The 21,768-nt window shown below is 71.1% G+C and carries 19 protein-coding genes; 12 read left to right on the top strand and 7 right to left on the bottom strand.

Going from position 1 to position 21,768, the window contains the following annotated elements; genetic code table 11:
- Positions 1-306: 306 nt before the first annotated feature.
- Positions 307-924 carry a TetR/AcrR family transcriptional regulator gene (locus ACIBEI_RS25090; protein ID WP_398892395.1) on the bottom strand — a complete coding sequence of 206 codons (618 nt, stop codon included), beginning with the start codon at positions 922-924 and terminating at the stop codon, positions 307-309.
- Between the two features lie 301 nt (positions 925-1,225).
- On the opposite strand from ACIBEI_RS25090, the gene ACIBEI_RS25085 reads away from it, so the two are divergent.
- Complete coding sequence (locus ACIBEI_RS25085) at positions 1,226-2,092, top strand: alpha/beta hydrolase (RefSeq protein WP_398892393.1); 867 nt, start codon at positions 1,226-1,228, stop codon at positions 2,090-2,092.
- Between the two features lie 469 nt (positions 2,093-2,561).
- On the opposite strand, the gene ACIBEI_RS25080 is transcribed toward ACIBEI_RS25085, so the two are convergent.
- Positions 2,562-2,843 carry a hypothetical protein gene (locus ACIBEI_RS25080; RefSeq protein WP_398892440.1) on the bottom strand — a complete coding sequence of 94 codons (282 nt, stop codon included), beginning with the start codon at positions 2,841-2,843 and terminating at the stop codon, positions 2,562-2,564.
- 39 nt (positions 2,844-2,882) lie between these two features.
- Between ACIBEI_RS25080 and ACIBEI_RS25075 the strand changes: the two genes are divergently transcribed.
- The 7 genes from ACIBEI_RS25075 to ACIBEI_RS25045 all read left to right on the top strand — a co-directional run bounded on the left by ACIBEI_RS25075 (position 2,883) and on the right by ACIBEI_RS25045 (position 10,781).
- Positions 2,883-3,797, top strand: a complete 915-nt coding sequence (locus ACIBEI_RS25075; RefSeq protein WP_398892438.1) for an alpha/beta hydrolase — start codon at positions 2,883-2,885, stop codon at positions 3,795-3,797.
- On the top strand, positions 3,790-5,040 hold the full coding sequence (locus ACIBEI_RS25070) for an acyltransferase (RefSeq protein WP_398892391.1): 1,251 nt from the start codon (positions 3,790-3,792) through the stop codon (positions 5,038-5,040). The genes ACIBEI_RS25075 and ACIBEI_RS25070 overlap by 8 nt, the downstream gene beginning before the upstream one ends.
- A 211-nt stretch (positions 5,041-5,251) precedes the next feature.
- Entirely contained in the window at positions 5,252-6,616 is a 1,365-nt protein-coding gene (locus tag ACIBEI_RS25065; protein WP_398892436.1) for a sensor histidine kinase, read from the top strand.
- Positions 6,613-7,287, top strand: coding sequence for a response regulator (locus tag ACIBEI_RS25060; protein WP_398892389.1), 675 nt, complete (start codon positions 6,613-6,615; stop codon positions 7,285-7,287). Before ACIBEI_RS25065 ends, ACIBEI_RS25060 begins: the two co-directional genes overlap by 4 nt.
- Positions 7,288-7,418: 131 nt before the next feature.
- Positions 7,419-8,762, top strand: coding sequence for a sensor histidine kinase (locus ACIBEI_RS25055; protein ID WP_398892387.1), 1,344 nt, complete (start codon positions 7,419-7,421; stop codon positions 8,760-8,762).
- Positions 8,759-9,424, top strand: coding sequence for a response regulator (locus tag ACIBEI_RS25050; protein ID WP_398892385.1), 666 nt, complete (start codon positions 8,759-8,761; stop codon positions 9,422-9,424). Before ACIBEI_RS25055 ends, ACIBEI_RS25050 begins: the two co-directional genes overlap by 4 nt.
- 136 nt (positions 9,425-9,560) lie before the next feature.
- On the top strand, positions 9,561-10,781 hold the full coding sequence (locus ACIBEI_RS25045; protein ID WP_398892383.1) for a cytochrome P450: 1,221 nt from the start codon (positions 9,561-9,563) through the stop codon (positions 10,779-10,781).
- A gap of 151 nt (positions 10,782-10,932) precedes the next feature.
- On the opposite strand, the gene ACIBEI_RS25040 is transcribed toward ACIBEI_RS25045, so the two are convergent.
- Together ACIBEI_RS25040 and ACIBEI_RS25035 are read right to left on the bottom strand one after the other, a co-directional pair.
- Positions 10,933-12,552 (bottom strand): ABC transporter permease, encoded by a 1,620-nt coding sequence (locus tag ACIBEI_RS25040; protein ID WP_398892381.1) that lies wholly within the window; start codon positions 12,550-12,552, stop codon positions 10,933-10,935.
- Entirely contained in the window at positions 12,549-13,457 is a 909-nt protein-coding gene (locus ACIBEI_RS25035; RefSeq protein WP_398892379.1) for an ATP-binding cassette domain-containing protein, read from the bottom strand. The genes ACIBEI_RS25040 and ACIBEI_RS25035 overlap by 4 nt, the downstream gene beginning before the upstream one ends.
- A 103-nt stretch (positions 13,458-13,560) precedes the next feature.
- Between ACIBEI_RS25035 and ACIBEI_RS25030 the strand changes: the two genes are divergently transcribed.
- Positions 13,561-14,058 carry a GbsR/MarR family transcriptional regulator gene (locus ACIBEI_RS25030; protein WP_398892377.1) on the top strand — a complete coding sequence of 166 codons (498 nt, stop codon included), beginning with the start codon at positions 13,561-13,563 and terminating at the stop codon, positions 14,056-14,058.
- Positions 14,059-14,173: 115 nt separating this feature from the next.
- Here ACIBEI_RS25030 and ACIBEI_RS25025 read toward each other — a convergent pair whose 3' ends face one another.
- Complete coding sequence (locus ACIBEI_RS25025) at positions 14,174-15,685, bottom strand: APC family permease (protein ID WP_398892375.1); 1,512 nt, start codon at positions 15,683-15,685, stop codon at positions 14,174-14,176.
- Positions 15,686-15,936: 251 nt separating this feature from the next.
- Between ACIBEI_RS25025 and ACIBEI_RS25020 the strand changes: the two genes are divergently transcribed.
- Together ACIBEI_RS25020 and eutC are read left to right on the top strand one after the other, a co-directional pair.
- On the top strand, positions 15,937-17,331 hold the full coding sequence (locus ACIBEI_RS25020) for an ethanolamine ammonia-lyase subunit EutB (protein WP_398892373.1): 1,395 nt from the start codon (positions 15,937-15,939) through the stop codon (positions 17,329-17,331).
- A gap of 35 nt (positions 17,332-17,366) precedes the next feature.
- The gene (gene eutC, locus ACIBEI_RS25015) at positions 17,367-18,158 is read left to right on the top strand and encodes an ethanolamine ammonia-lyase subunit EutC (RefSeq protein ID WP_398892434.1); all 792 of its coding nucleotides are present in this window, start codon (positions 17,367-17,369) and stop codon (positions 18,156-18,158) included.
- 290 nt (positions 18,159-18,448) lie between these two features.
- On the opposite strand, the gene ACIBEI_RS25010 is transcribed toward eutC, so the two are convergent.
- Positions 18,449-19,573: a diacylglycerol kinase gene (locus ACIBEI_RS25010; protein WP_398892371.1), complete on the bottom strand. Its 1,125-nt coding sequence runs from the start codon at positions 19,571-19,573 to the stop codon at positions 18,449-18,451.
- Between the two features lie 199 nt (positions 19,574-19,772).
- Here ACIBEI_RS25010 and ACIBEI_RS25005 point away from each other — a divergent pair, with 199 nt between their 5' ends.
- A complete protein-coding gene (locus ACIBEI_RS25005) occupies positions 19,773-21,056 on the top strand; it encodes an adenylosuccinate synthase (RefSeq protein ID WP_269655224.1) in 1,284 nt (427 codons plus the stop codon).
- Positions 21,057-21,129: 73 nt separating this feature from the next.
- On the opposite strand, the gene ACIBEI_RS25000 is transcribed toward ACIBEI_RS25005, so the two are convergent.
- Positions 21,130-21,729 (bottom strand): Uma2 family endonuclease, encoded by a 600-nt coding sequence (locus tag ACIBEI_RS25000; RefSeq protein WP_398892369.1) that lies wholly within the window; start codon positions 21,727-21,729, stop codon positions 21,130-21,132.
- Between the last annotated feature and the right edge of the window lie 39 nt (positions 21,730-21,768).

Here is a 21,768-nt window from a genome sequence, read left to right as displayed (position 1 = left end):
GGGGGGGGGGGGGGGGGGGGGGGGGGGGGGGGGGGGGGGGGGGGGGGGGGGGTGTGGGGGGGGGGGGGGGGGGGGGGGGGGGGCGCGGCGCGCCCCCCCCCCCCCCCGAGGCCGCAGGCCGGTTCCCCCACCCACCCACGGTCAACCCACCCACCCCATCAGCCCCCACCCACCCAGCCCGTCCGGCGTTTGAGGACGAGCGCGTCAGCGCGATGCCGGGGGTCTGGGGGCGGAGCCCCCGGTAAGGGACGGGAATGGGTAGGGGCGGCGGGGGCGAAGAAAACCGAGGTCGCCCCCGGCACGGGTTCACGCCCCCACCGCCCCAACAACGAACACCCCGGCCCGCGCAGCGGCAACCGCGGCCTCCGCAGCCCGATCGGCCGCGGCCACACCGGGCGCCACCCCCGTCGTCAGCAACGTGTAATAGAGGGGCGCCGACACAGCCCGTACGACCTCGGACGCATCCGTCCCCGACGGCAACTCCCCCCGAGCAACCCCCTGCTCAACACAAGGCGCCCACTCAGCGACCCGCACCTCATAAAACCCCCGCAACGCCTCCGCCATACGCCTGTCCCCCGTAGCCGCAGCGATCACCGCCCGAAACAACGCCCCCTGCCGAGGATCGGCCAACGTCCGCCGAACAAGCCGCGCATTGGCCCGAAGATCATCGAGCACACCCCCCGTCTCCGTACGAGGCAACGACTCCTCGGCCATCTCGGCGAGCAGATCCGAGACGAGCCCAGTCACGTTCCCCCACCGCCGGTACACCGTGGTCTTGCCCACCCCGGCCCGCCGCGCGACATCCGCCAGATCGAGATGCGCGAACCCCTGCTCGGCGAGCACGTCCCCGGCGGCCCGCAGCACGGCGGCCCGCACCCGCGCGGTACGCCCCCCGGGACGAACGGTGCCGGGCTCAGCGGACATGACGGGCTCCTTCGAGGACGTACGGCGACTTCATGGACGTACGACGGCCACGGCCGAGGCGTTCGGCACAGGTGGGGCGGGGCGGGGCGTTCGGCGCAGGCGCGCGGGCCTTGCGTGGAGGAGCGCGCCCACCACCAGCGTAACGAAACAACAGAACCATTTGCCCCTCACCGAGGGTCACGGCCGCGTGTTGAGGCACGTCACCGGCCTGATACCGTCCCGCCAACGGTCCGCCCGCCGGAGCGTGTTGACAGGCGGGCCGCGCAGGTGAACACACACCGCACCGCTGAGAGGTTGGAGCATGCCGGACGACGCCCGCGACGCCGCGGAGGAGGAGTCGGCCTTCTCGCATCCGCCCGTCGACCCCGACAGCACCACCGCGTACGGGGACCACCCGGACCAGGTCGTCGACTTCTACGCGCCACGCGGCGGCGAGGAACGCGCCCCGCTCGTCGTGGTCCTGCACGGCGGCGCCTGGCGGGCACCGTACGACCGTCGGCACATCACGCCGTTCGCGGACTTCCTGGCCAGGCGGGGCTTCGCCGTGGCCAACGTCGAGTACCGGCGCGGCGGCACCATCCCGGCGCAGGGCGGCGCCGGGCCCGTCGCGGGACGCTGGCCGGACACGTTCGACGACGTGGCGGCGGCGCTCGACGCGATGCCGGGACTCCTGCGCGAGGCCCTGCCGCAGGCCGACCCGCGCCGCATGGTGGTCACCGGACACTCGGCGGGCGGCCAGCTGGCCCTCTGGGCGGCGGCCCGCCACCTGCTGCCCGCCGACGCACCGTGGCGCACGGACCGCCCCGCCCCACTCCGAGGCGTCGTCGCACTCGCCCCGATCGCCGACTTCACGGTCGCGGAGAAGCTGGATGTCTGCTCCGGCGCGTCCCGCCAACTCCTGGGCGGGGAAGCGAAGTTCGGCGAACGCCGGCCGTACGCCGATCCGGCCCTGCTCCTCCCGACGGGCATCGCCACGACCCTGGTGCAGGGCCGCGAGGACGTCGTCGTACCGCAGGCGGTCGCCGAGGCATACGCGGACGCGGCAGCCAAGGCCGGCGAGGTGGTCGGCCTGACGCTCCTGGAGGACGTGGGCCACTTCCCCCTGATCGACCCGGCGGCGGACGCGTGCGCGGTGGTGGCGGAGGAGATCGCCCAACTGGCCTGGTAGGGCAGGGCGAAGCCCGCCCCACCAGGGGCGCGGGGAACTGCGCGCCCAGCCACCACGCTCCCGCAGCCGCGTCAGCGAGAGTCGCCAATCGACGGGTGCGGGGCCGGTGTCGAAACGGGGCCGGTGTCGGAATGGGGCCGGTGCCGAAACGGGGCCGGTGTTGGGGGGCGCCCGTGCCGGGATGGAGCCGGTACGGAAACGGGGCTGGTGCTGGGCGGCGCCCGTGCCGGAATCGAGCCGGTGCCGAAACGGGGCTGGTGTCGGGCGGCGCCCGTGCCCGAATGGAGCCCCGGCCCAATGGAGCCCCGGCCCGTGCAGAGCAGGACGCCCCGGTGATACCCGTAGTACCTGAGAGCTACCTCGCAGGTGAGCTCCCTGGCGGGACGCCGACCACAACCCCAGATCCGTAACTTCCTTCTCAGTTGAGCCCGATGGACGGGTAAACCGAGACGGGGGCACGGGGATGGGGCTACGGGGGAGGGCGAACGCGAGGCGGGCTGCGGCGCGCCCGGATCGAGCGGGCCGGCCGAGCCATACAGACCGGCCGAGCCAGCCGGGTGAGCCGAGCCATACAGACCGGCCGAGCCATATCGACGGGCCGGGTCAGGCAGGCCACCCGGGTCAGCCAGTCCAGGCAGATCAGCCGGGTCAGGCAGACGAGCCGGGTCAGCCGGGCCAGCCACGCCAGCCAGGCCAGCCAGGCCAGCCAGGCCAGCCAGGCCAGCCAGGCCAGCAAGGCCAGCCACGCCATCCGGGCAAACGCCCCCGATGGCCCCGCGCCCGCCGAGGCCTGCTCGCCGCCCTGATCACGGGCGCCCTCGTTGCCCCGATCTCCGCCGCGGCCACCCACCCGGAGATACCGGCACCCGCCCCGGCCCACACCGGCCCGGTGACCCCCACCACGCTGGACAGCGCCTACGCGGCGAACCGGGCGAACGCCGCCGAGGCCGCGCGCATGGCCGCGGCCCACGGCGACCGCAGCCGAGCGGCCGCCGTCCGCTCCATGGCGGACCCGTCGCGCCACTTCCTCACCTTCGACGCCCGCGGCTCCGGCCGAGCCTCCGAGGTCTTCGGCGACCTGACGAAGGCGGACCACGTGGCGGTCCTCGTACCCGGCTCCGACACGAGCCTGGACACGTACGACCGCTTCCGCGCAGGAGCCGTCGCCCTGCACCAGCGGCTCGGCCCACGCGCCGCGGTGATCGCCTGGCTCGGCTACGAGACGCCCGGCACGATCAGCGCCGACGTCCTCACCACGGGCCTGGCCAAGGAGGCGGCACCCGAACTCCGGGAGTTCATAGGCGAGTTGAGGCAGGTGAACGGGCGCGCCGGGCTCACCCTGCTGTGCCATTCGTACGGGACGGTCGTGGGCGCCCGCGCGGCAAGCGGCCTCGACATCTCGGACCTGGTGCTCATAGGCAGCCCCGGCACAGGCGTGGACTCGGCCGCAGGCCTGCACACGAAGGCACGCGTCTGGGCCGGCCGGGGCGGCGGTGACTGGATCGCGGACGTCCCGCACACCAGGGCCGACCTCTTCGGCACAACGGTCGGCTTCGGCACCGACCCCGTGTCCCCGGCCTTCGGCGCCCGCGTCTTCGCGGCGGGCGACGGCGGCCACAGCGACTACCTCAAGCCGGGCTCGGTGTCCTTGGCCAACATCGCCCGGATCGTGCTCGGCAAGACACCGGAGATGACCCATGGGTGACGTGGAAGAGGTGATACGCCGACTGCGCCGCGGCACCGAGCGGATCGACGCGGCGACCCCGGCCGACCGGGACCGTTCCGTCGACGCCCTGCGCGCCTTCGCGATACTCGGCGTCGTGCTCGGCCACTGGCTCGTCACGGCCCTGGTCGCGGACGGCGGCAGGCTGCGCACGTCGAGCCCACTGGCGCACATGCCCTGGCTGGCACCCATCTCGTGGGTCTTCCAGACACTCGCCGTGTTCTTCCTGGTGGGCGGACACGTGGCGACGAAGAGCTACGCGTCGGCGCGGTCGCGCGGCACGACGTACGGACGCTGGCTCGGTACGCGTCTGTCCCGCCTCTTCAAGCCGGTGGCGGCCGTCCTCGGGCTGTGGACCGTGGCCACGGTCGGCCTGCTCGTGACGGGCGCGGACCTGAAGACGGTCCACGCGTTGCTGAAGCTGGTCCTGTCCCCTCTCTGGTTCCTGCTGGTCTTCGCCGCGCTGACGGCGGTGACCCCGCTGGTGACCCGGGTGAACCCGTTGTGGCCGCTGGCCGTCGTTCTCCATGTGGATCTCGTCCGCTTCGGGTTCGGCGGCCCGGCCTGGCTGGGCTGGGTCAATGTGGCGGCCGGCTGGCTCGTGCCGTACACGCTGGGCGCGGCCTGGACGCGGGGCGAGCTGACGCGGCGTTCGGGCTGGGTGCTGCTCGCGGGCGGCGCGGCGGTGACCGCTGGGCTCGTGGCGTGGGGCGGCTATCCGGCGTCGATGGTCGGTGTCCCCGGTGCTTCGGTCTCCAACCTCAATCCGCCGACCCTGGCCGTGGTCACCTTCGGCCTGGCCCAGTGCGGTCTGGCGCTGTTGCTGCGCGAGCGTCTGCGCGCGGCGATGCGTCGGCCGGTGCTCTGGGCCTGGGTCGCCTTCGTGAACCTCTCCGCGATGACGATCTTCCTGTGGCACCAGACGGCACTGATGTCGGTCACCGCGACGGGCCTCCTCGCGGGCCGGCTCCCCGGCCTGCACACCACCCCGGACGACCTCGCGTGGGTGGCGTTCCGACTGGCCTGGCTCCCGGTCTTCGCCCTCGCCCTGGCCGTGTGCTGGGCGGCCTTTCGTTCCTACGAGCAGGGGCACCGCCGTAATGGCCGTCGTACCCGCACCCGTACCAGTACCAGTACCAGTACCAGTACCAGTACCCGTCGTCCGTCTCGCGTCGTCCGCACCCACCGCGTCGCCGTTGAAGCGAACGAGGCCCGGCGTGCCTAGGGTTGACGGCGTGGACGACGCCAAGGACGCCCGGACGGAGGACGACACCAGCTCGGCCCCTCCTCCGCCGCCGACCCTGCCCCCGCCCCCGCCCCCGGAGACCCGCCCCGCCGTGCCTCCGCCCGCTCGCTCCGAGCACCCCATCAGCGCTACCGGTTCTACCGGCCCCATCAGCCCTGCCAGCCCTGTCAGCCCCACCGATTCCGCCCAGGTGCGTCGCGGCCGCGGCTCCCTGTCCGCCCTTCTCGGGGGCCTCTCGTCCGGCAGCGCGCCCCTGCCGCCGCTGTCCCGGCCCCGTTGGCTGCGGCGGCTGCCGCACGTCGTGGTCTGCCTGATCGCTGTCGTCGTCGCGATCGGCGCCATCGACGAGATGAGCACCAGCTACCGGCTGGGCGTCGAGTTCGGTCTGCTGGCCGGGTTGGCGCAGGGCGTGGCGCTCGTACTCGCCCTGTGGCGGCCCTTTCCGGCGTGGTGGCTGTCGCTGTCCGCGACGTTCATCGCCGCCGTGGCCGCGCGGTCGAACATGACGGAGATGGTGCCCCCGGGCCCCAACTGGCCGTGGATCGGGCCCACGATCGCCGCGCACGCCCTCATCCTCTTCCTGCTCGCCCTGCGGATGCGCGCCCGCGTGGCCCTCGCGGTGCTGGCGGTGACCGGACTGGTCACGGCCTTCGTACAGGGCGTCCTCGGCGGTGGACCGTACTCCGGGACGGGCATGGTGGCCGTCTCCGTGTTCGCCGTCGCGGTCCTCCTCGGCACGGCCCTGCGCGGCAGCCGCGAGGCGCGCACCCAGCTGGTCGAGCAGGAGTCCCTGACGGCGGAGGAGCGTTCCCGCCGCACCCTGCTGGAGGAGCGCAACCGCATCGCCCGCGAGCTGCACGACGTGGTCGCCCACCACATGTCGGTCATCTCCATCCAGGCCCAAGTGGCCCCGCACCTGGTGGACAACCCCTCCGACGAACTCAAGGAGAACCTCGACGGCATCCGGCAGAACGCTCTGGAGGCGCTCACCGAACTGCGCAGGGTCCTCGGCGTGCTGCGCTCGGAGAACCCCGACGACGCGTACGGTCTCGGCGCGGGCACCGGCGCCGCGCCCGACGCGCCCCAGCCCACCCTCGACCGCCTGGACGCCCTCGTCGAGAACACCCGCGCCGCCGGGCTGGCGGTGACCACGGAGATCACCGGCGAGCAGCTCCCGCTGCCGCCCGGAGTCGAGCTGTCCGCGTACCGGATCGTCCAGGAGGCGTTGAGCAACGCGCTGCGGCACGCGCCCGGTTCGGTGGTGCGGGTGGAGCTCACGCACTTCCCGCGCGGCCTGCAGATCCGGGTCGTCAACTCCTCGCCGAGTCGGCCGGCACCGCCGTCACCGGGCGCCGGACACGGTCTGCTCGGGATGCGGGAGCGGGCGATGATGCTCGGTGGGACCCTCATGGCCATGGAGACGGCCTGCGGCGGTTTCACGGTGGCCGCGTTCCTGCCGCGTTCGGCGGCCACCGCCTCCCGCACGCCCACTCCCCGTCCCGACAACTCGCCCGGCCCCAAGGGCCCACCGGACCCCACAGGAGACACTTCATGACGAGCGGCAGCATCCGCGTACTCATCGCCGACGACCAGCAGATGGTCAGGCAGGGCTTCACGGTGCTGCTCAACACCCAGCCCGACATCGACGTGGTCGGCCAGGCGGTCGACGGCCTGGACGCCATCGCCAAGGTCGCCGAACTCGCCCCGGACGTCGTCCTGATGGACATCCGCATGCCCGAACTCGGCGGCATCGAGGCCACCCGCCGCATCACCGACAAGACCCCGCAGATCAGGGTCCTGGTGCTGACCACCTTCGACCTGGACGAGTACGTGTACGAGGCGCTGCGCGCGGGTGCCTCCGGCTTTCTGCTGAAGGACGCGTCCGCCGACCAGCTCGCCGAGGCGATCCGGGTGGTGGCCGCCGGAGACGCGCTGCTCGCACCCGGCATCACCCGGCGCCTCATCGCGGAGTTCTCCCGGCTGGACTCCACGCCCCGCGCCCCGCTCAAGCAGCGCGTCGGGGAGCTGACCGAGCGCGAGACGGAGGTGCTCGCCCTCATCGCGCAGGGCCTGTCGAACGCGGAGATCGCCGAGCGGCTCTTCGTCGCCGAGCAGACCGTGAAGACCCACGTGGGCCGCATCCTCGTGAAGCTGGGCCTGCGGGACCGCACCCAGGCGGCGGTGTTCGCGTACGAGTGCGGGCTGGTGCGCCCCACCGGGTACTGAGCGCCCCGGCGGCCACGGACGGCACTGCCCCGAGGGACACCCGGTCGTACCCGTAGTACCTGAGAGGGAGGCTGAATGACCCTTCTCACTGGTGACGACCACTATGCCGGTCTCCGCCTACCGTTCTGTATGTGACCGAGACGACGCAGACGCAGACGACACCGCCAGGCGGTGCCAGGCAGCGCAGCCCCGAGTTCCAGCTGGCGATGGACGCGTCGCGGGGGCTGCGCCAGGACCTCTTCCACGACGCCTTCGCCGTCCACCCGCTTCCCAGGAGGCGGGTGGACGGCCGCCTGACCCGGCGGCTGCCGTCGCGCCTGCGGGAGCAGGCGGCCTGGACCCCGCACATAGTGGTGGGACTGGCCGGCCTGGTGGCGCTGCTCATCGCCCTCGCGGACAACGGCGGCGGTGATCTGGTCCAGCTCGTGACCGGCCTCCTGGGCATGGGCACGATCCTGCTGACCCTGCTCAGGCCGGTCGGCGCCTTCTGGATCTCCTGCATGGCGACACCCGTCACGGCTGTGTTCGGGGACTCCTGGAGCGACTGGCCCTGGCTGCCGGGCAGCTTCGCCACCCACCTCGTCGTGCTCACGGTCGTGGCACTGAGGACCCGGCCCCGCACGGCGGCATGGATGTGGGCGCTGACCGCCGTCTACGGCCTCCTCGCGGAGGTCTTCTTCGGAGGCGGCCACTACTACACGAACACCATGCCCTTCCTGTTCGTGAGCGCGCTGGCCCTGCTGGTCGTCACGGTCTGGCATGTGCGGCACGACGCCGCGCAGAAGGTGACAGCCCAGGAGACGGTGACCGCGCACGAGCGTTCCAAGCGCACCCTTCTCGAAGAGCGCACGACGATCGCCCGCGAGCTGCACGACGTGGTCGCCCACCACATGTCGGTGGTCGCCATCCAGGCGGAGGCCGCTCCCTACCGAGTGGAGAACCCACCGCCGGAGCTGGAGTACGCCTTCGCGGTGATCAGGGAGAACGCGGTCATAGCCCTCTCCGAGCTGCGCCGGGTCCTCGGTGTCGTACGGGCCGAGGACTACGAGGCCCCGGACGCCCCGCAGCCCACCCTCGGGGACCTGGACCGACTCCTGGAGAACGTGCGGGGCGCGGGCCTCGCCGTGGACAAGACGGTCACCGGGGCGGTCCGCGAGCTTCCGCAGGGCGTCGAGCTGTCGGCGTACCGAATAGTCCAGGAGGCGCTGAGCAACAGCCTGCGGCACGCGCCGGGCGCCGCGGCCAAGGTGGAGATCGGCTATGTGCTCGGCGGCCTCGGACTGCGCATCGTGAACGGTCCGGCGACCGGCCTGGTCAAGCCCTCACCGGGCGCCGGGCACGGCATCACGGGCATGCGGGAGAGGGTGTCGATGCTGGACGGGGAGATGACGGCGGCGGCGACGGACGACGGGGGCTACGAGGTCACGGTCTTCCTCCCCGTCCCGGCGACGGCACCGACGGAGGACTCCGCATGACCATCCGCGTACTGATCGCCGACGACCAGATGATGGTCCGCGAGGGCTTCTCGGTGCTGCTCGGCGCGATGCCGGACATCGAGGTCGTCGGCGAGGCGGTCAATGGCCGCGAGGCCGTGGACCGGGTCCGGGAGCTGGGGCCGGACGTGGTCCTGATGGACATCCGGATGCCCGTGATGAACGGCATCGAGGCGACCCGCGAGATCGTGGCGGCGAGCGGCGCGTCGAAGGTGCTCGTCCTGACGACGTTCGACCTCGACGAGTACGTGTACCAGGCGCTGCGCGCCGGAGCGTCCGGCTTCCTCCTGAAGGACGCCTCCGCCCGGCAGCTCGCGGACGGGGTGCGCGTGGTCGCGGCCGGCGAGGCACTGCTGGCCCCCTCGGTGACGAAGCGGCTGATCACGGAGTTCTCGAAGCTGGCCGAGGAGCCCCGCCTGTCGCCCACCGCCCAGGCGGCCTACGGAGACCTGACCGAGCGCGAGACGGAGGTCCTGGTCCTCATAGCCCAGGGCCTGTCCAACGCCGAGATAGCCACCCGCCTGGTGGTGGCCGAGTCCACCATCAAGACCCACGTGAGCCGCATCCTGGTCAAACTGGGCCTGCGGGACCGCACCCAGGCGGCGGTCTTCGCCTACGAGGCGCGCCTGGTGACACCGGGCTGACGGGGGCGCCCTCCAGGGGCGCGGGGAACTGCGCGATCAGCCACGGCACACCCGCACGTCCCCACCGGCCCGTGGACAACCTCAGGAAGAGGGACGGCCCTGGTCAGACAGGGACACCTCCGGCTAGCGTCCGCTCATGGCAGCTACGAAGACCCCGCCCGCGTTCAACCCCTGGGACCAGGCCTTCCTGGCCAACCCGTACCCCGCGTACGCCGAGCTGCGTGCCCAGGGCCGGGTCCACTACTACGAGCCCACCAACCAGTGGCTGGTCCCGCACCACGCGGACGTGTCGGCGCTGCTCAGGGACCGGCGCCTGGGCCGGACGTACCAGCACCGGTTCACGCACGAGGACTTCGGGCGCACGGCACCGCCGGCCGAGCACGAGCCGTTCCATGTGCTGAACGACCACGGGATGCTCGACCTGGAGCCCCCGGACCACACGCGGATCCGGCGGCTGGTGTCGAAGGCGTTCACCCCGCGGACGGTCGAGCGGCTGCGGCCGTACGTGGACGGGCTGGCGTCCGAGCTGGTCGGCGGGCTGGTCGAGGCAGGAGGCGGTGACCTGCTGACGGTCGTCGCCGAACCCCTCCCGGTGGCGGTCATCGCGGAGATGCTGGGGATCCCGGAGTCCGAGCGGGCGCAGTTGCGGCCCTGGTCGGCGGACATCTGCGGGATGTACGAGCTGAGCCCGTCGGAGGAGACGGCGGAGAAGGCGGTGCGGGCGTCGGTCGAGTTCACCGAGTTCCTGCGGGAGCTGATCGCGGTCCGGCGCAAGGAGCCGGGGGACGACCTGGTCTCGGGTCTGATCGCGGCGTACGACGAGGGGGACCGCCTCAGTGAGCAGGAGATGATCTCGACCTGCGTGCTCCTGCTGAACGCGGGCCACGAGGCGACGGTGAACGCCACGGTGAACGGGTGGTGGGCGCTGTTCCGGAACCCCGGTCAGCTGGCGGCGCTCCGGGCGGACCGGGGTCTGGTGGGCACGGCGGTGGAGGAGCTGATGCGGTACGACACGCCGTTGCAGTTGTTCGAGCGGTGGGTGCTCGATGAGATCGAGGTGGACGGGACGGTGATTCCCCGGGGGAGCGAGGTGGCGTTGCTGTTCGGTTCCGCCAACCATGATCCGGCGGTGTTCGCCGAGCCGGAGGCGCTGGATCTGGCCCGGCCGGAGAATCCCCACATCTCGTTCAGTGCGGGGATCCACTACTGCATCGGGGCGCCGCTTGCCCGGCTCGAACTGGCCGCGTCGATGGGGGCGTTGTTGGATCAGGCTCCTTCGCTCAGGCTCGCTGCCGAGCCCGAGCGGAAGCCGAACTTTGTGATTCGGGGGTTGGAGGGGTTGCTCGTCGAGGTGTGACGGGGGTGCCTCCCCTCAGGGGTTGGGGGGAACTGCGCAGGTCTTTTAGGGGCGCGGGGAACTGCGCGACCAGCCCCCACCCACCCGCACCCGACCACCCGCCTTCCAGCCCCCACCCACCCCCACCCGACGACCCCCACCCGACCACCCGTCAGCCCGTAGCCAGATCCCGGCGCCTCAGCGCACCCAGACCCAGCCCCACCAGCGCCACCGCGATCCCCGTGAGCACCAGTACCGGTGTCCACGTCAGCTCACCGCCCGGGAGCTTTGGGAGGTGGCCGAAGGGGGAGAGGTTCAGGAGGGTGTCCCGGAGGTCCAGGGCCGGGCCGATCCAGCCCAGGAGGAGGGCCGCGCCGGCGGCGCCCCACGCACCCGGAGCCACCGTCGGAGACACCCCGTGGAGGAGGACGGCCAGGCCGCCGAGGGTCCAGATCGCGGGGAGCTGGACGAGGCAGGCGCCCAGGATGGTGGGCAGGTCCTGGCCGTAGCCGAGGGCGAGACCGAGGCCGCCGACCAGCATGATCAGGGTCGCCCCGCCGAAGGCGATCAGCAGGTGGCCGGAGGCCCAGCGCAGACGGCCCACGGCGTTGGCGAGGACGGGTTCGGCGCGCTGCGAGGTCTCCTCGGCGTGCAGACGCAGCACGGACTGGACGACGTACAGCGCGGCGACCATCCCGAGCATGCCGACCATCGTGGCGAGGAACGCGTCCGTGATCCCGGACTGGCCGCCCATGCGCTCGATGATCTCGCGGGTCCGTTGGTTGTCGCCGACCAGATCCGTGGCGCCCGTGGTGATCCCGCCGAAGGCGACCCCGGCGGCGAGAAAGCCGAGGCTCCAGCCGAGCACGCTGCCGCGCTGCAGCCGCCAGGCCAGTGCCCAGGCCGTACCGAGACGGCCGGAGGCAGGGCCCGGCCGGGTCGGCAGGAAGCTCATGCCCACGTCACGGCGGCCGGCCAGGTCGTACGCGATCACGCCCTGGAGTGCCACGGCGGCGGCGAAGAGGAGCAGTACCCACCACCGTTCGTTGGCGAAGGACCGCAGGTTCTCCAGCCAGCCGACGGGGGACAGCCAGGTCAGCACCGACGAGCCGTCGCTCACCGACGAGTCGCCGGCCGCCCGCAGCACGAACGCCGCGCCCAGCAGCCCGCCCGTCAGGCCCTTCGCGAGCCGGGCGCTCTCCGTGAGCTGGGCGACGATCGCCGCCATCGTCGCGAAGACCATGCCGACCCCGGCCGTGCCGAGCCCGAGCGCCAGCGCGCCCGAGGAGCCCTGTCCCGCGAGGCCGCCCGTGATGATCAGGGCGAGGGCCGCGTTCGCGACGAGGGCGGTGAGGAGTGCCGAGGTCAGCGGGGCGCGACGGCCCACCATGCCCGCCGAGACCATCTCCTGGCGGCCGCTCTCCTCCTCGTCCCGGGTGTGCCGTACGACGACGAGCAGGCTCATGATCCCGGCGAACACACCCGCGTACGTTCCGATGCGCCATGCCACGAGGCCGCCGACGGAGTCGCCGAACACCGGCCCGTACATGGCGCGCAGGGAGCTGTTGGTCAGCATCTGGCGGGCCACGTCGGCGCGTTCGGCGGCCGTGGAGTAGACGCTCTCCAGCGAGCCGGGCATGGAGACCACCATCAGCCCGATCACCGCGACCCACAGCGGGATCATCACCCGGTCGCGGCGCAGTGCGAGCCTCAACAGGGTCCAGGTACCGGCCAGTTGACGCGATCCACCGGACCGTACGGTGAAGCGTGCGCTCGAAGCCACGGCGGTCATCGCGCCACCGCCTCCGCCCGCACGTCCTCCTGGTAGTGCCGCAGGAACAGCTCCTCCAGGGTCGGCGGCGTCGAGGTCAGGGACCGTACGCCCGACTCGGTGAGGGAACGCAGTACGGCGTTCAGCTTGTCGCTCTCCACCTGGAGTTTGACCCTGCTGCCCTGGATGTCGAGGTCATGGACGCCGGGCAGGGCAGCCAACCCGTTGGGCGGGCCCGCGAGTTCGGCGGTGACGCTCGTGCGGGTCAGATGGCGCAGCTGGGTGAGCGAGCCGCTCTCCACGGTCCGGCCCTTGCGGATGATGCTGACGCGGTCGCACAGCTCCTCCACCTCGCTGAGGATGTGCGAGGAGAGCAGGATGGTGCGGCCCCGGTCGCGTTCCTCCTCGACGCAGGACTGGAAGACCTCCTCCATGAGCGGGTCGAGGCCCGAGGTCGGCTCGTCCAGGATCAGCAGGTCGACGTCCGAGGCGAAGGCGGCGACGAGGGCGACCTTCTGCCGGTTGCCCTTGGAGTACGTGCGCCCCTTCTTGGTCGGGTCGAGTTCGAACCGCTCGATCAGGTCCGCCCGGCGTGCCTTGTCGAGGCCTCCGCGCAGCCGCCCGTACAGGTCGATGACCTCGCCGCCGGAGAGGTTGCGCCACAGGGTCACGTCGCCGGGGACGTACGCGATCCGGCGGTGCAGTTCGACCGCGTCGGTCCACGGGTTCCCGCCCAGCAGCTGGGCGGCGCCGGAGTCGGCGCGCAGGAGGCCCAGCAGGACGCGGATGGTGGTGGACTTCCCGGCGCCGTTCGGCCCGAGGAAGCCGTGGACCTCGCCGGTCTCGACGTCGAGGTCGAGACCGTCCAGGGCGTGTGTGCTGCCGAACGACTTGTGCAGTCCGGAGACGGTGATTGCCTTCGTCATGATTCAGAACGTACGCTTCCTTCAGAAATTTGTGAAGTTAAGGAAGCGTAAAAATGACCGATATACTCGGAGGATGGTGCGCGAGCAGGGAGCTGATCGAACGATGACGGAGCCGAGTGCGCCGGGGCGGGACCCGGAGGCGGTGTCGAAGTTCGTCGAGGGCTTCGCGGCACAGCTTGTCGAGGCCGGTATGCAGCGGATGGCCGCCCGGGTCTTCGCCGCGCTGCTCGCGTCCGACTCCGGCGCCATGACCTCGGCCGAACTGGGCGAACAGCTCCAGGTCAGCCCCGCCGCGGTCTCCGGCGCGGTGCGCTATCTCGCCCAGGTCCACATGGTGTCGCGGGAGCGCGAACCCGGCTCGCGGCGCGAGCGGTACCGGGTGCACAGCGACCAGTGGTACGAGGCGCTGACCAGCCGTGACGCCGTACTCAAGCGCTGGGAACACACCCTGCGCGAGGGCGTCGACAGCCTCGGGATGACGACCCCCGGCGGACAGCGGATCGCCGAGACGCTCGCCTTCTTCGAGTATCTGCAGGGCGAGCTCGGCCAGTTGATGGAGCGGTGGCGGGAGCACCGGGACAAGACGTTCGGCCAGGGCTGACGAACAGCACCCGGCCGAAGGCCCATCGCGAACAACACCGCGAACGCCACCGAGAACGGCGCCGCTGACGCCACCGCTAACGGCGCCGCGGACTCCGCCGCCAACTCCTCCGCGGCTACCTCTCCTTCGTCTCCTCCAGGACCGTCCGCCCCAGCAGTGCGTACCCCTCCGGCCGCCGGCGCTTCAGGTACTGCGCATACGCCACCCCGCCCACCGCGATCAGCACGACGATCCACGGGGTGGCCTTCAGGACGATCGAACCGGACTCGGGACCGGCCGCGACGCCCATGTTGGACACCAGCAGCACCACCACCGCGAGCATCGCGAGGCCGCCGACGAGCGGGGCGGTGAAGGTCCTGAACCAGTGCCGGGACTCGGGGTGGTTCTTGCGGAAGTACGCCAGCACCGCGAAGGAACACACCGCCTGCACGACCAGGATGGCCATCGTGCCGAGGATGGCGAGCAGGACGTACGTACCGGTGTACGGGTCCTTGCCCGCCGCCCAGAACGCGCCGAGCAGCACCGCGCTGACGATCGTCTGGACGAGGCCCGCGACGTGCGGGGAACCGTGCTCGGGGTGGGTGCGCCCGATCGTGCGCTGCAGTGAGGGCAGCACGCCTTCGCGGCCGAGGGCGTAGAGATAGCGGGCGGCGCAGTTGTGGAAGGCCATGCCGCAGGCCAGCGAGCCGGTGATCATCAGCCACTGCATGACGATGACGGCCCAGTGGCCGACGTACTGCTCGGTGGGGTTGAAGAAGAGCGCGAGCGGGTTCGAGGACGAGGCCGCCTCGACGGCCGCCGCCTCGCCGTTGCCCGTGATGGCCATCCAGGAGACGAAGACGTAGAAGACGCCGACGCCGAGCACCGAGATCATCGTGGCCTTGGGGATGATCTTCTTCGGGTCGCGGGACTCCTCGCCGTACATGGCCGTCGACTCGAAGCCGACCCACGACCAGAAGGCGAAGAAGAGTCCGAGTCCGGCCGAGGTCCCCTGGAAGGCGTTGACCGGGTTGACCGGGCCGAACGTGAAGCCGTCCGGGCCGCCGCCGTGCAGGGCGACGGAGATCGCCATCGCCGCGAGGATCGTGACCTCGGTGGCGAGCAGCACCACGAGCAGCTTCTCGGCGACCGACACGCCGAACCAGGTGCCCATGGCGTTGATCCCGAGCATCAGGATCGCGAACGCCCACCACGGGACGTCAACCCCCGTCTGGTCGTGGAGGGTCGTCGTGGCGAAGGTCGAGAAGATGCCGATCAGGGCCGGCTCGAAGACGACGTACGCGAAGGTCGCGAGGAGCCCCGAGGCCAGGCCGACGGTCCGGCCGAGGCCGAACGAGATGAAGCCGTAGAAGGCGCCCGTGGACGTGATGTGCTTCGCCATCGAGGTGAAGCCGACCGCAAAGATCGCCAGGACGACCATTGCTACGAGATAGCTCGCGGGGGCTCCGATGCCGTTTCCGGAGGAGACCATGAAGGGCACGTTGCCCGTCATCGCGGTGATCGGCGCGGCTGTGGCGACGGCCATGAAGACCACGCCGAGCAGGCCGATCGCGTTCGGCTTGAGCCGATGGACGGTGGTGTTCTCGCCGGTCGCCGCCTCGGGGGCGGCGCCCTCCTGTACTGCCATCGGGTGGCCCCTCTCCATGGTCGTCCGCGGTCGCCCGCGCGTCTTCGTACTCGTGTCCGCGCTTGCCTTCGCGCTTGTCCTCGGTCGACCGGAATGCTGCACGGAAAATGAGTCGTGTCGCCGGTCCGGGCGTTAAATGTTTGTCAACCAGACCTTTAGAACGTCTGTGGATCGCCCCGGCAGCGAACGTCTGCGTTAACTCTCCGCCCGGCCATGGACCCCGTACGCCCGCGCTTCGTACCGTCCCCGGCATGAGCACGTACACCTCCACCCTCGGCGGCCGCACCCACCGCTTCGGCGGCCTCGCCCGGCTGCTCGCCGCCGCGAGCCCCGAACGCTCCGGCGACCGCCTCGCCGGGCTCGCCGCCGAGTCGGCGCAGGCGCGGGTCGCGGCCCGCTGGGCGCTGGCGGACGTACCGCTCGCGCAGTTCCTCGCCGAGCCGGTGATCCCGTACGAGGACGACGACGTCACCCGGCTCATCGTGGACACCCATGACGCGGTGGCCTTCGCGCCGGTCGCCGGTCTCACGGTCGGCGAGTTCCGGGAGTGGCTGCTCTCGGACGCGGCGGACGCGAGCGCCCTGGCCGCGCTGGCCCCCGGTCTGACCCCCGAGATGACGGCGGCCGTCTCCAAGCTCATGGGCAACGCCGACCTGGTCGCCGTCGCCCGCAAGGTCCGTGTCGTCACGGCCTTCCGCTCCACGATCGGCCTGCCCGGCCGCCTCGCGACCCGCCTCCAGCCCAACCACCCCACCGACGACCCGGCGGGCGTCGCGGCGGCGCTCCTCGACGGACTCCTCCTCGGCTCCGGCGACGCGGTCATCGGCATCAACCCGGCGACGGACAGCCCCAAGGCCGTACGCGACCTGCTGGAACTCCTCGACGGCGTGATCCAGCGGTACGCGATCCCCACCCAGTCCTGCGTGCTCAGCCACGTCACGACGAGCATCGACCTGATGGCCGCCGGGGCGCCGCTCGACCTCGTCTTCCAGTCCATCGCCGGTACCCAGGACGCGAACGCCTCCTTCGGCGTCACCCTCGGCCTCCTCGACGAGGCGTACGAGGCGGCGCGCGCCCTGGGCCGGGGCACGGTCGGCTCCAACGCCCTGTACTTCGAGACCGGCCAGGGCAGCGCGCTCTCCGCCGACGCACACCACGGCGTGGACCAGCAGACGGTCGAGGCACGCGCGTACGCGGTGGCCCGCCGCTACGAGCCGTTGCTGGTCAACACGGTGGTGGGCTTCATAGGCCCGGAATACCTCTACGACGGCCGCCAGATCCTCCGAGCCGCCCTCGAAGACCACTTCTGCGGCAAGCTGCTCGGCCTGCCCATGGGCCTGGACATCTGCTACACGAACCACGCCGACGCGGACGACGACGACATCGCCACCATGCTGACCATGCTGGGCGTGGCCGGGGCGTCCTTCGTCATCTGCACGCCCGGCGGCGACGACATCATGCTCAACTACCAATCCGCCTCCTACCACGACGCGTTGTACCTCCGTGAGGTCCTGGGGCTGCGCCCGGCACCGGAGTTCGAGGCATGGCTCGACGGGATCGGCCTGCTCGACGAACGCGGCGGGATACGGTCCGTCGCCGGCACCGCCCACCCCCTGATGGCCATCGGCAAGGAGCTTGCGGCATGACGGACCGTCAACTGGCCGTGTTGGTAAGGGCATTGATGGAAGGGAGTACGGCTCCCGAGCCGTCGTCCGAGTCCGACACCGCGCTGTGGGCGGGGCTGCGGCGGCACACCCAGGCGCGGATCGGGCTCGGCCGGGCCGGGTCCGCCCTGCCGACGCGTCACCGCCTCGAACTCCAGGCCGCGCACGCGGCGGCGCGGGACGCGGTCCACTCGCCGTTCGACCCGGACGTGGTGGCGTCCGGGCTGCCGGGTGTACCGACGGTACGGGTCCGGAGCGCGGCTCCCGACCGGCTGACGTACCTCCAGCGGCCCGACCTGGGCCGCAGGCTCGACGACGTCGACCGGGCGCATCTGCCGCGCGACGACTGGGACATCGCGTTCGTGGTCGCGGACGGGCTGTCGAGCCGGGCCGTTCATGACCACGCGGCGCCGGTGATCCGCGCGACGACGGCTCGGCTGCCTTCCGGGTGGCGGGTCGCGCCGGTCGTCCTTGCCGAGCAGGCGCGGGTGGCGCTCGGTGACGATGTCGCCCATGCGCTGGGTGCCGCGATGGTCGTCGTCCTCGTCGGGGAACGGCCCGGCATGTCGGCGGCGGACTCCCTGGGCGCGTACCTCACGTACGCCCCCCGCCCCGGCCACACCACGGACGCCGACCGCAACTGCCTCTCCAACATCCGCCCTCCGCTGGGCCTGTCCTACGACCTGGCCGCCGCCAAGCTGACGTCCCTGATGACCCGAGCGCGGGCGTTGGGCGGGACGGGGGTGTCCTTGAAGGACGACAGGGACGCCTTGGGTGATGGGGTGGTGGGGTTGCCGGTGGTGGGGTAGAGGCCTGTTTTCGCCCCCGCCGCCCCTACCCATTCCCGTCCTTCTGGGGCTCCGCCCCAGACCCCGTGGGGTGTGTTGTCGGGTGCGGGCCGGTGGGGGCTGATCGCGCAGTTCCCCGCGCCCCTAAAAACCTTAGGGGCGCGGGGAACTGCGCAATCTTTTGGGGGTTCGGGGGCGGAGCCCCTGAGTCAGGGACGATGGGGGTCCCCCCGCTCGAGCGAAGCCGAGAGTGGGGGAGGGTAGGGGCGGCGGGGGCGAAAAACCCCTCCCGGCACCCCCGGTACCCCCCGTCACCCCGGCAACGTCAACCCCCAAGCCCCCTCCCGCACCGTCCACGTCCGAGTCCGCACAGGCCCCGAAACCACCGCATCCGCGCGATAGCGGAAGTCCGACCCCGACACGGTGATCGTCCGGGCCACGGCCTCCAGCAGAGCGGCCTCCGCACCCACAGATGCGGGCCGCACCTCGACACGCGCACACCCGCCCACTCCGCCCGGCATGACGGACACGGACTCCAGTGGCTGGTCGAGGTCGACGAGGGTCACCCCGTCGACCTCGATCCGCAACCGGGTCGGCCCGGTCACCGCAGGAGCCGGCACCCGGGCGGGCCGGGCGGCGAGGGTCCGTACGAGGGACTGGCAGGTGCGAAGCCAGTGATGGTGATGCCCACCGCCATCCTCCGAAGCGCTCCCGGCCCCGGACCCGGACCCGGAACCCGAGCCGGAACCCGACCCGAATCCGAACCCCAACCCCAGTCCCAACCGCGAGCCACCCCCCGACCCAGAACCAGCCCCATTGCCAGGACCGGACCCGGCCCCAGCCCCAGAACCGGACCCGTTCCCAGCACCAGCACCAGAACCGGCACCAGCCCCCAAGCCCCCACCCAAGCCCCCACCCAAACCCTCACCCGAGCCCACCCCCGAAGACCCGGCCGCGCCGGCCGATCCGACCGGCCCGGGCGCCCCCCACCTACCCCCCGCCAACGGCGGAATCCGCAGCGCCCCCAGCACCACCCCGTCGCTGTCGTCCACCAGGAGGTCGAGCCGTCGCTCGGCCCCGTCGAGTACGGCACGGGCCGCCGCGACGGCACCTATGGGCACGCCCAGTGCCCGCGCGAGCGACAGCGAGCCGCCGCTCGCGCCGACCGGCACCAGGGACAGTGCACATCCGGCCAGCTCCCGCCGTCGGTACAAAACGGAAACCGTGCGCAAAAGCGCCCGGTCGTCCCCGATCACGACAGGCCGTCGTGACCCTCTCCTGGCAAGTGCCCGATCGAATTCCTCGGGCCCGTCAGGAAGGCACACTTTCGTCGTCGCACCCGCGCTGAGCACGTCTTTTGCGATCCGTACCGCCTCACCGTCACCGTGACGGGCGACCGGGTCGATGACCACAAGGAGCTGGTCGGAAGTCGACACCTCGGTCCTGCCTCGCTTCCTCGGGTAGCATCTTTGTGCAAGAGCCCCTTGCGCTATTGCGCCAGGGGCTTCGTCTATTCCGGGGCATCCGGTCCGACGGTCGCGGCCAAAGGTGGTCGCCGGCGTACGCAGCCGTACCAGAATCAGCCGCGTACGTCCCCGACCTTGGACATGCCCCGCCCGGAAGGGGTGTACGCGCGTGCCCGCACTTGTGCTGCTCGGTGCTCAGTGGGGTGACGAAGGCAAGGGAAAGGCCACCGACCTGCTCGGTGGTTCCGTGGACTATGTGGTGCGCTACCAGGGCGGCAACAACGCCGGCCACACGGTAGTCGTGGGCGATCAGAAGTACGCCCTCCACCTCCTCCCTTCCGGAATCCTCTCGCCGGGGTGTACTCCGGTCATCGGCAACGGAGTCGTCGTCGACCCGTCGGTCCTGTTCTCCGAGCTGAACGGACTGAACGAGCGAGGCGTCGACACCTCCAAACTCCTCATCAGCGGAAACGCGCACATCATCACGCCGTACAACGTGACGGTGGACAAGGTGACGGAACGCTTCCTCGGGAAGCGGAAGATCGGCACGACCGGCCGCGGTATCGGCCCGACCTACGCGGACAAGATCAACCGCGTCGGCATCCGAGTACAGGACCTGTACGACGAGTCGATCCTGATGCAGAAGGTCGAGGCGGCCCTCGACGGCAAGAACCAGCTCCTCACCAAGGTCTTCAACCGACGCGCCATCGAGTCGGAGCAGGTCGTCGAGGAACTGCTGACGTACGCGGAGAAGCTGCGCCCGTACGTCGCCGACACGGTCCTCGTGCTCAACAAGGCCCTCGAAGAGGACAAGGTCGTCCTCTTCGAGGGCGGTCAGGGCACGCTGCTGGACATCGACCACGGCACGTATCCCTTCGTGACGTCCAGCAACCCGACCGCCGGTGGCGCCTGCACCGGCTCGGGCGTCGGCCCCACGAAGATCAGCCGGGTCATCGGCATCCTGAAGGCGTACACCACGCGTGTCGGTGCCGGTCCCTTCCCGACCGAACTCTTCGACGAGGACGGCGAGGCCCTGCGCCGCATCGGCCACGAACGCGGCGTCACCACCGGCCGTGACCGTCGCTGCGGCTGGTTCGACGCGGTCATCGCCCGCTACGCGACGCGCGTCAACGGCCTGACGGACTTCTTCCTCACCAAGCTCGACGTCCTCACCGGCTGGGAGCAGATCCCGGTCTGCGTGGCGTACGAGATCGACGGCAAGCGCGTCGAGGAACTCCCGTACTCCCAGACGGACTTCCACCACGCGAAGCCCATCTACGAGACCCTGCCGGGCTGGTCGGAGGACATCACGAAGGCCAAGACCTTCGCGGACCTCCCGAAGAACGCGCAGGACTACGTGAAGGCCCTGGAGGAGATGTCCGGCGCCCCGATCTCAGCGATCGGCGTGGGCCCGGGCCGCGACGAGACGATCGAGATCAACTCGTTCATCTAGTACGGACCGAAAGGAGGGGCGCCCCGACAGCTTGTCAGGGCGCCGCTCCTTTAGTTCTCGTCGCGTCAGATGCCTACGGCTTTTTCGGCGCCCGGAATCCTGCGGTGTCGAGGGGGCAGTCGAACGGCTCGGGGATGCTGAGCTTCTCACCGAACGGAACGGTGAGGCGAGATTCGTAGCCCTTGGCGGACGGAGTCCACAAAATAGTGGCCTGCTCCTCCTGCATGTCGAGGGCCAGGTAGACGGGGACGCCCGCCTTCCCGTAGGCCTTGACCTTGTCGGTCAGGTCGTTGTCCCGGGTGGAGCTTGACGTCAGCTCGGCGACGAAGGACAGACCTTCTCCGTCCAGGTGGTTTCCGGTCGTCTCGTACGTTTGCTCGTGCGCGGCGTGGATGTCTGGTCCGTACGCACGCTCGACCCCCGGGAAGACGAACAGCTGGGGAGCCTGACTGATGAGGTGGCCTTCGGGGAGGTACGGCTCGAGTTGGTCACACACCAGCTTCATGACGCGGGTGTAGTAGCCCTTGGACCACGGCGACAAGACGATGTTCCCCTTGATGATCTCGGCCTTGTAGCCGGCGGGCACGTTCAGCTCGTCGAGGGTGTCCAGCAGACCCTCGAAGCCGGGGGGCTTGGTGCCGCTTATCGTCGGTCGTTCCAGCATCAGTGTCATGATGCGCCCTTCTTGCGATGCAGGCCATTCGCTACTCAG

Origin of the sequence: Streptomyces sp. NPDC050988 (genome assembly GCF_044456225.1) — a bacterium.
In the GTDB taxonomy this organism is placed as follows: domain Bacteria; phylum Actinomycetota; class Actinomycetes; order Streptomycetales; family Streptomycetaceae; genus Streptomyces.
This window is presented reverse-complemented; position numbering and strand designations above follow the sequence as displayed.

Coding starts and splice junctions, on each gene's coding strand:
- ACIBEI_RS25090 (WP_398892395.1), bottom strand. CDS start 924: ATGTCCGCTGAGCCCGGCACCGTTCGTCCCGGGGGGCGTACCGCGCGG.
- ACIBEI_RS25085 (WP_398892393.1), top strand. CDS start 1,226: ATGCCGGACGACGCCCGCGACGCCGCGGAGGAGGAGTCGGCCTTCTCG.
- ACIBEI_RS25080 (WP_398892440.1), bottom strand. CDS start 2,843: ATGGCGTGGCTGGCCTTGCTGGCCTGGCTGGCCTGGCTGGCCTGGCTG.
- ACIBEI_RS25070 (WP_398892391.1), top strand. CDS start 3,790: ATGGGTGACGTGGAAGAGGTGATACGCCGACTGCGCCGCGGCACCGAG.
- ACIBEI_RS25060 (WP_398892389.1), top strand. CDS start 6,613: ATGACGAGCGGCAGCATCCGCGTACTCATCGCCGACGACCAGCAGATG.
- ACIBEI_RS25050 (WP_398892385.1), top strand. CDS start 8,759: ATGACCATCCGCGTACTGATCGCCGACGACCAGATGATGGTCCGCGAG.
- ACIBEI_RS25045 (WP_398892383.1), top strand. CDS start 9,561: ATGGCAGCTACGAAGACCCCGCCCGCGTTCAACCCCTGGGACCAGGCC.
- ACIBEI_RS25040 (WP_398892381.1), bottom strand. CDS start 12,552: ATGACCGCCGTGGCTTCGAGCGCACGCTTCACCGTACGGTCCGGTGGA.
- ACIBEI_RS25035 (WP_398892379.1), bottom strand. CDS start 13,457: ATGACGAAGGCAATCACCGTCTCCGGACTGCACAAGTCGTTCGGCAGC.
- ACIBEI_RS25030 (WP_398892377.1), top strand. CDS start 13,561: ATGACGGAGCCGAGTGCGCCGGGGCGGGACCCGGAGGCGGTGTCGAAG.
- ACIBEI_RS25025 (WP_398892375.1), bottom strand. CDS start 15,685: ATGGCAGTACAGGAGGGCGCCGCCCCCGAGGCGGCGACCGGCGAGAAC.
- ACIBEI_RS25020 (WP_398892373.1), top strand. CDS start 15,937: ATGAGCACGTACACCTCCACCCTCGGCGGCCGCACCCACCGCTTCGGC.
- eutC (WP_398892434.1), top strand. CDS start 17,367: ATGGAAGGGAGTACGGCTCCCGAGCCGTCGTCCGAGTCCGACACCGCG.
- ACIBEI_RS25000 (WP_398892369.1), bottom strand. CDS start 21,729: ATGACACTGATGCTGGAACGACCGACGATAAGCGGCACCAAGCCCCCC.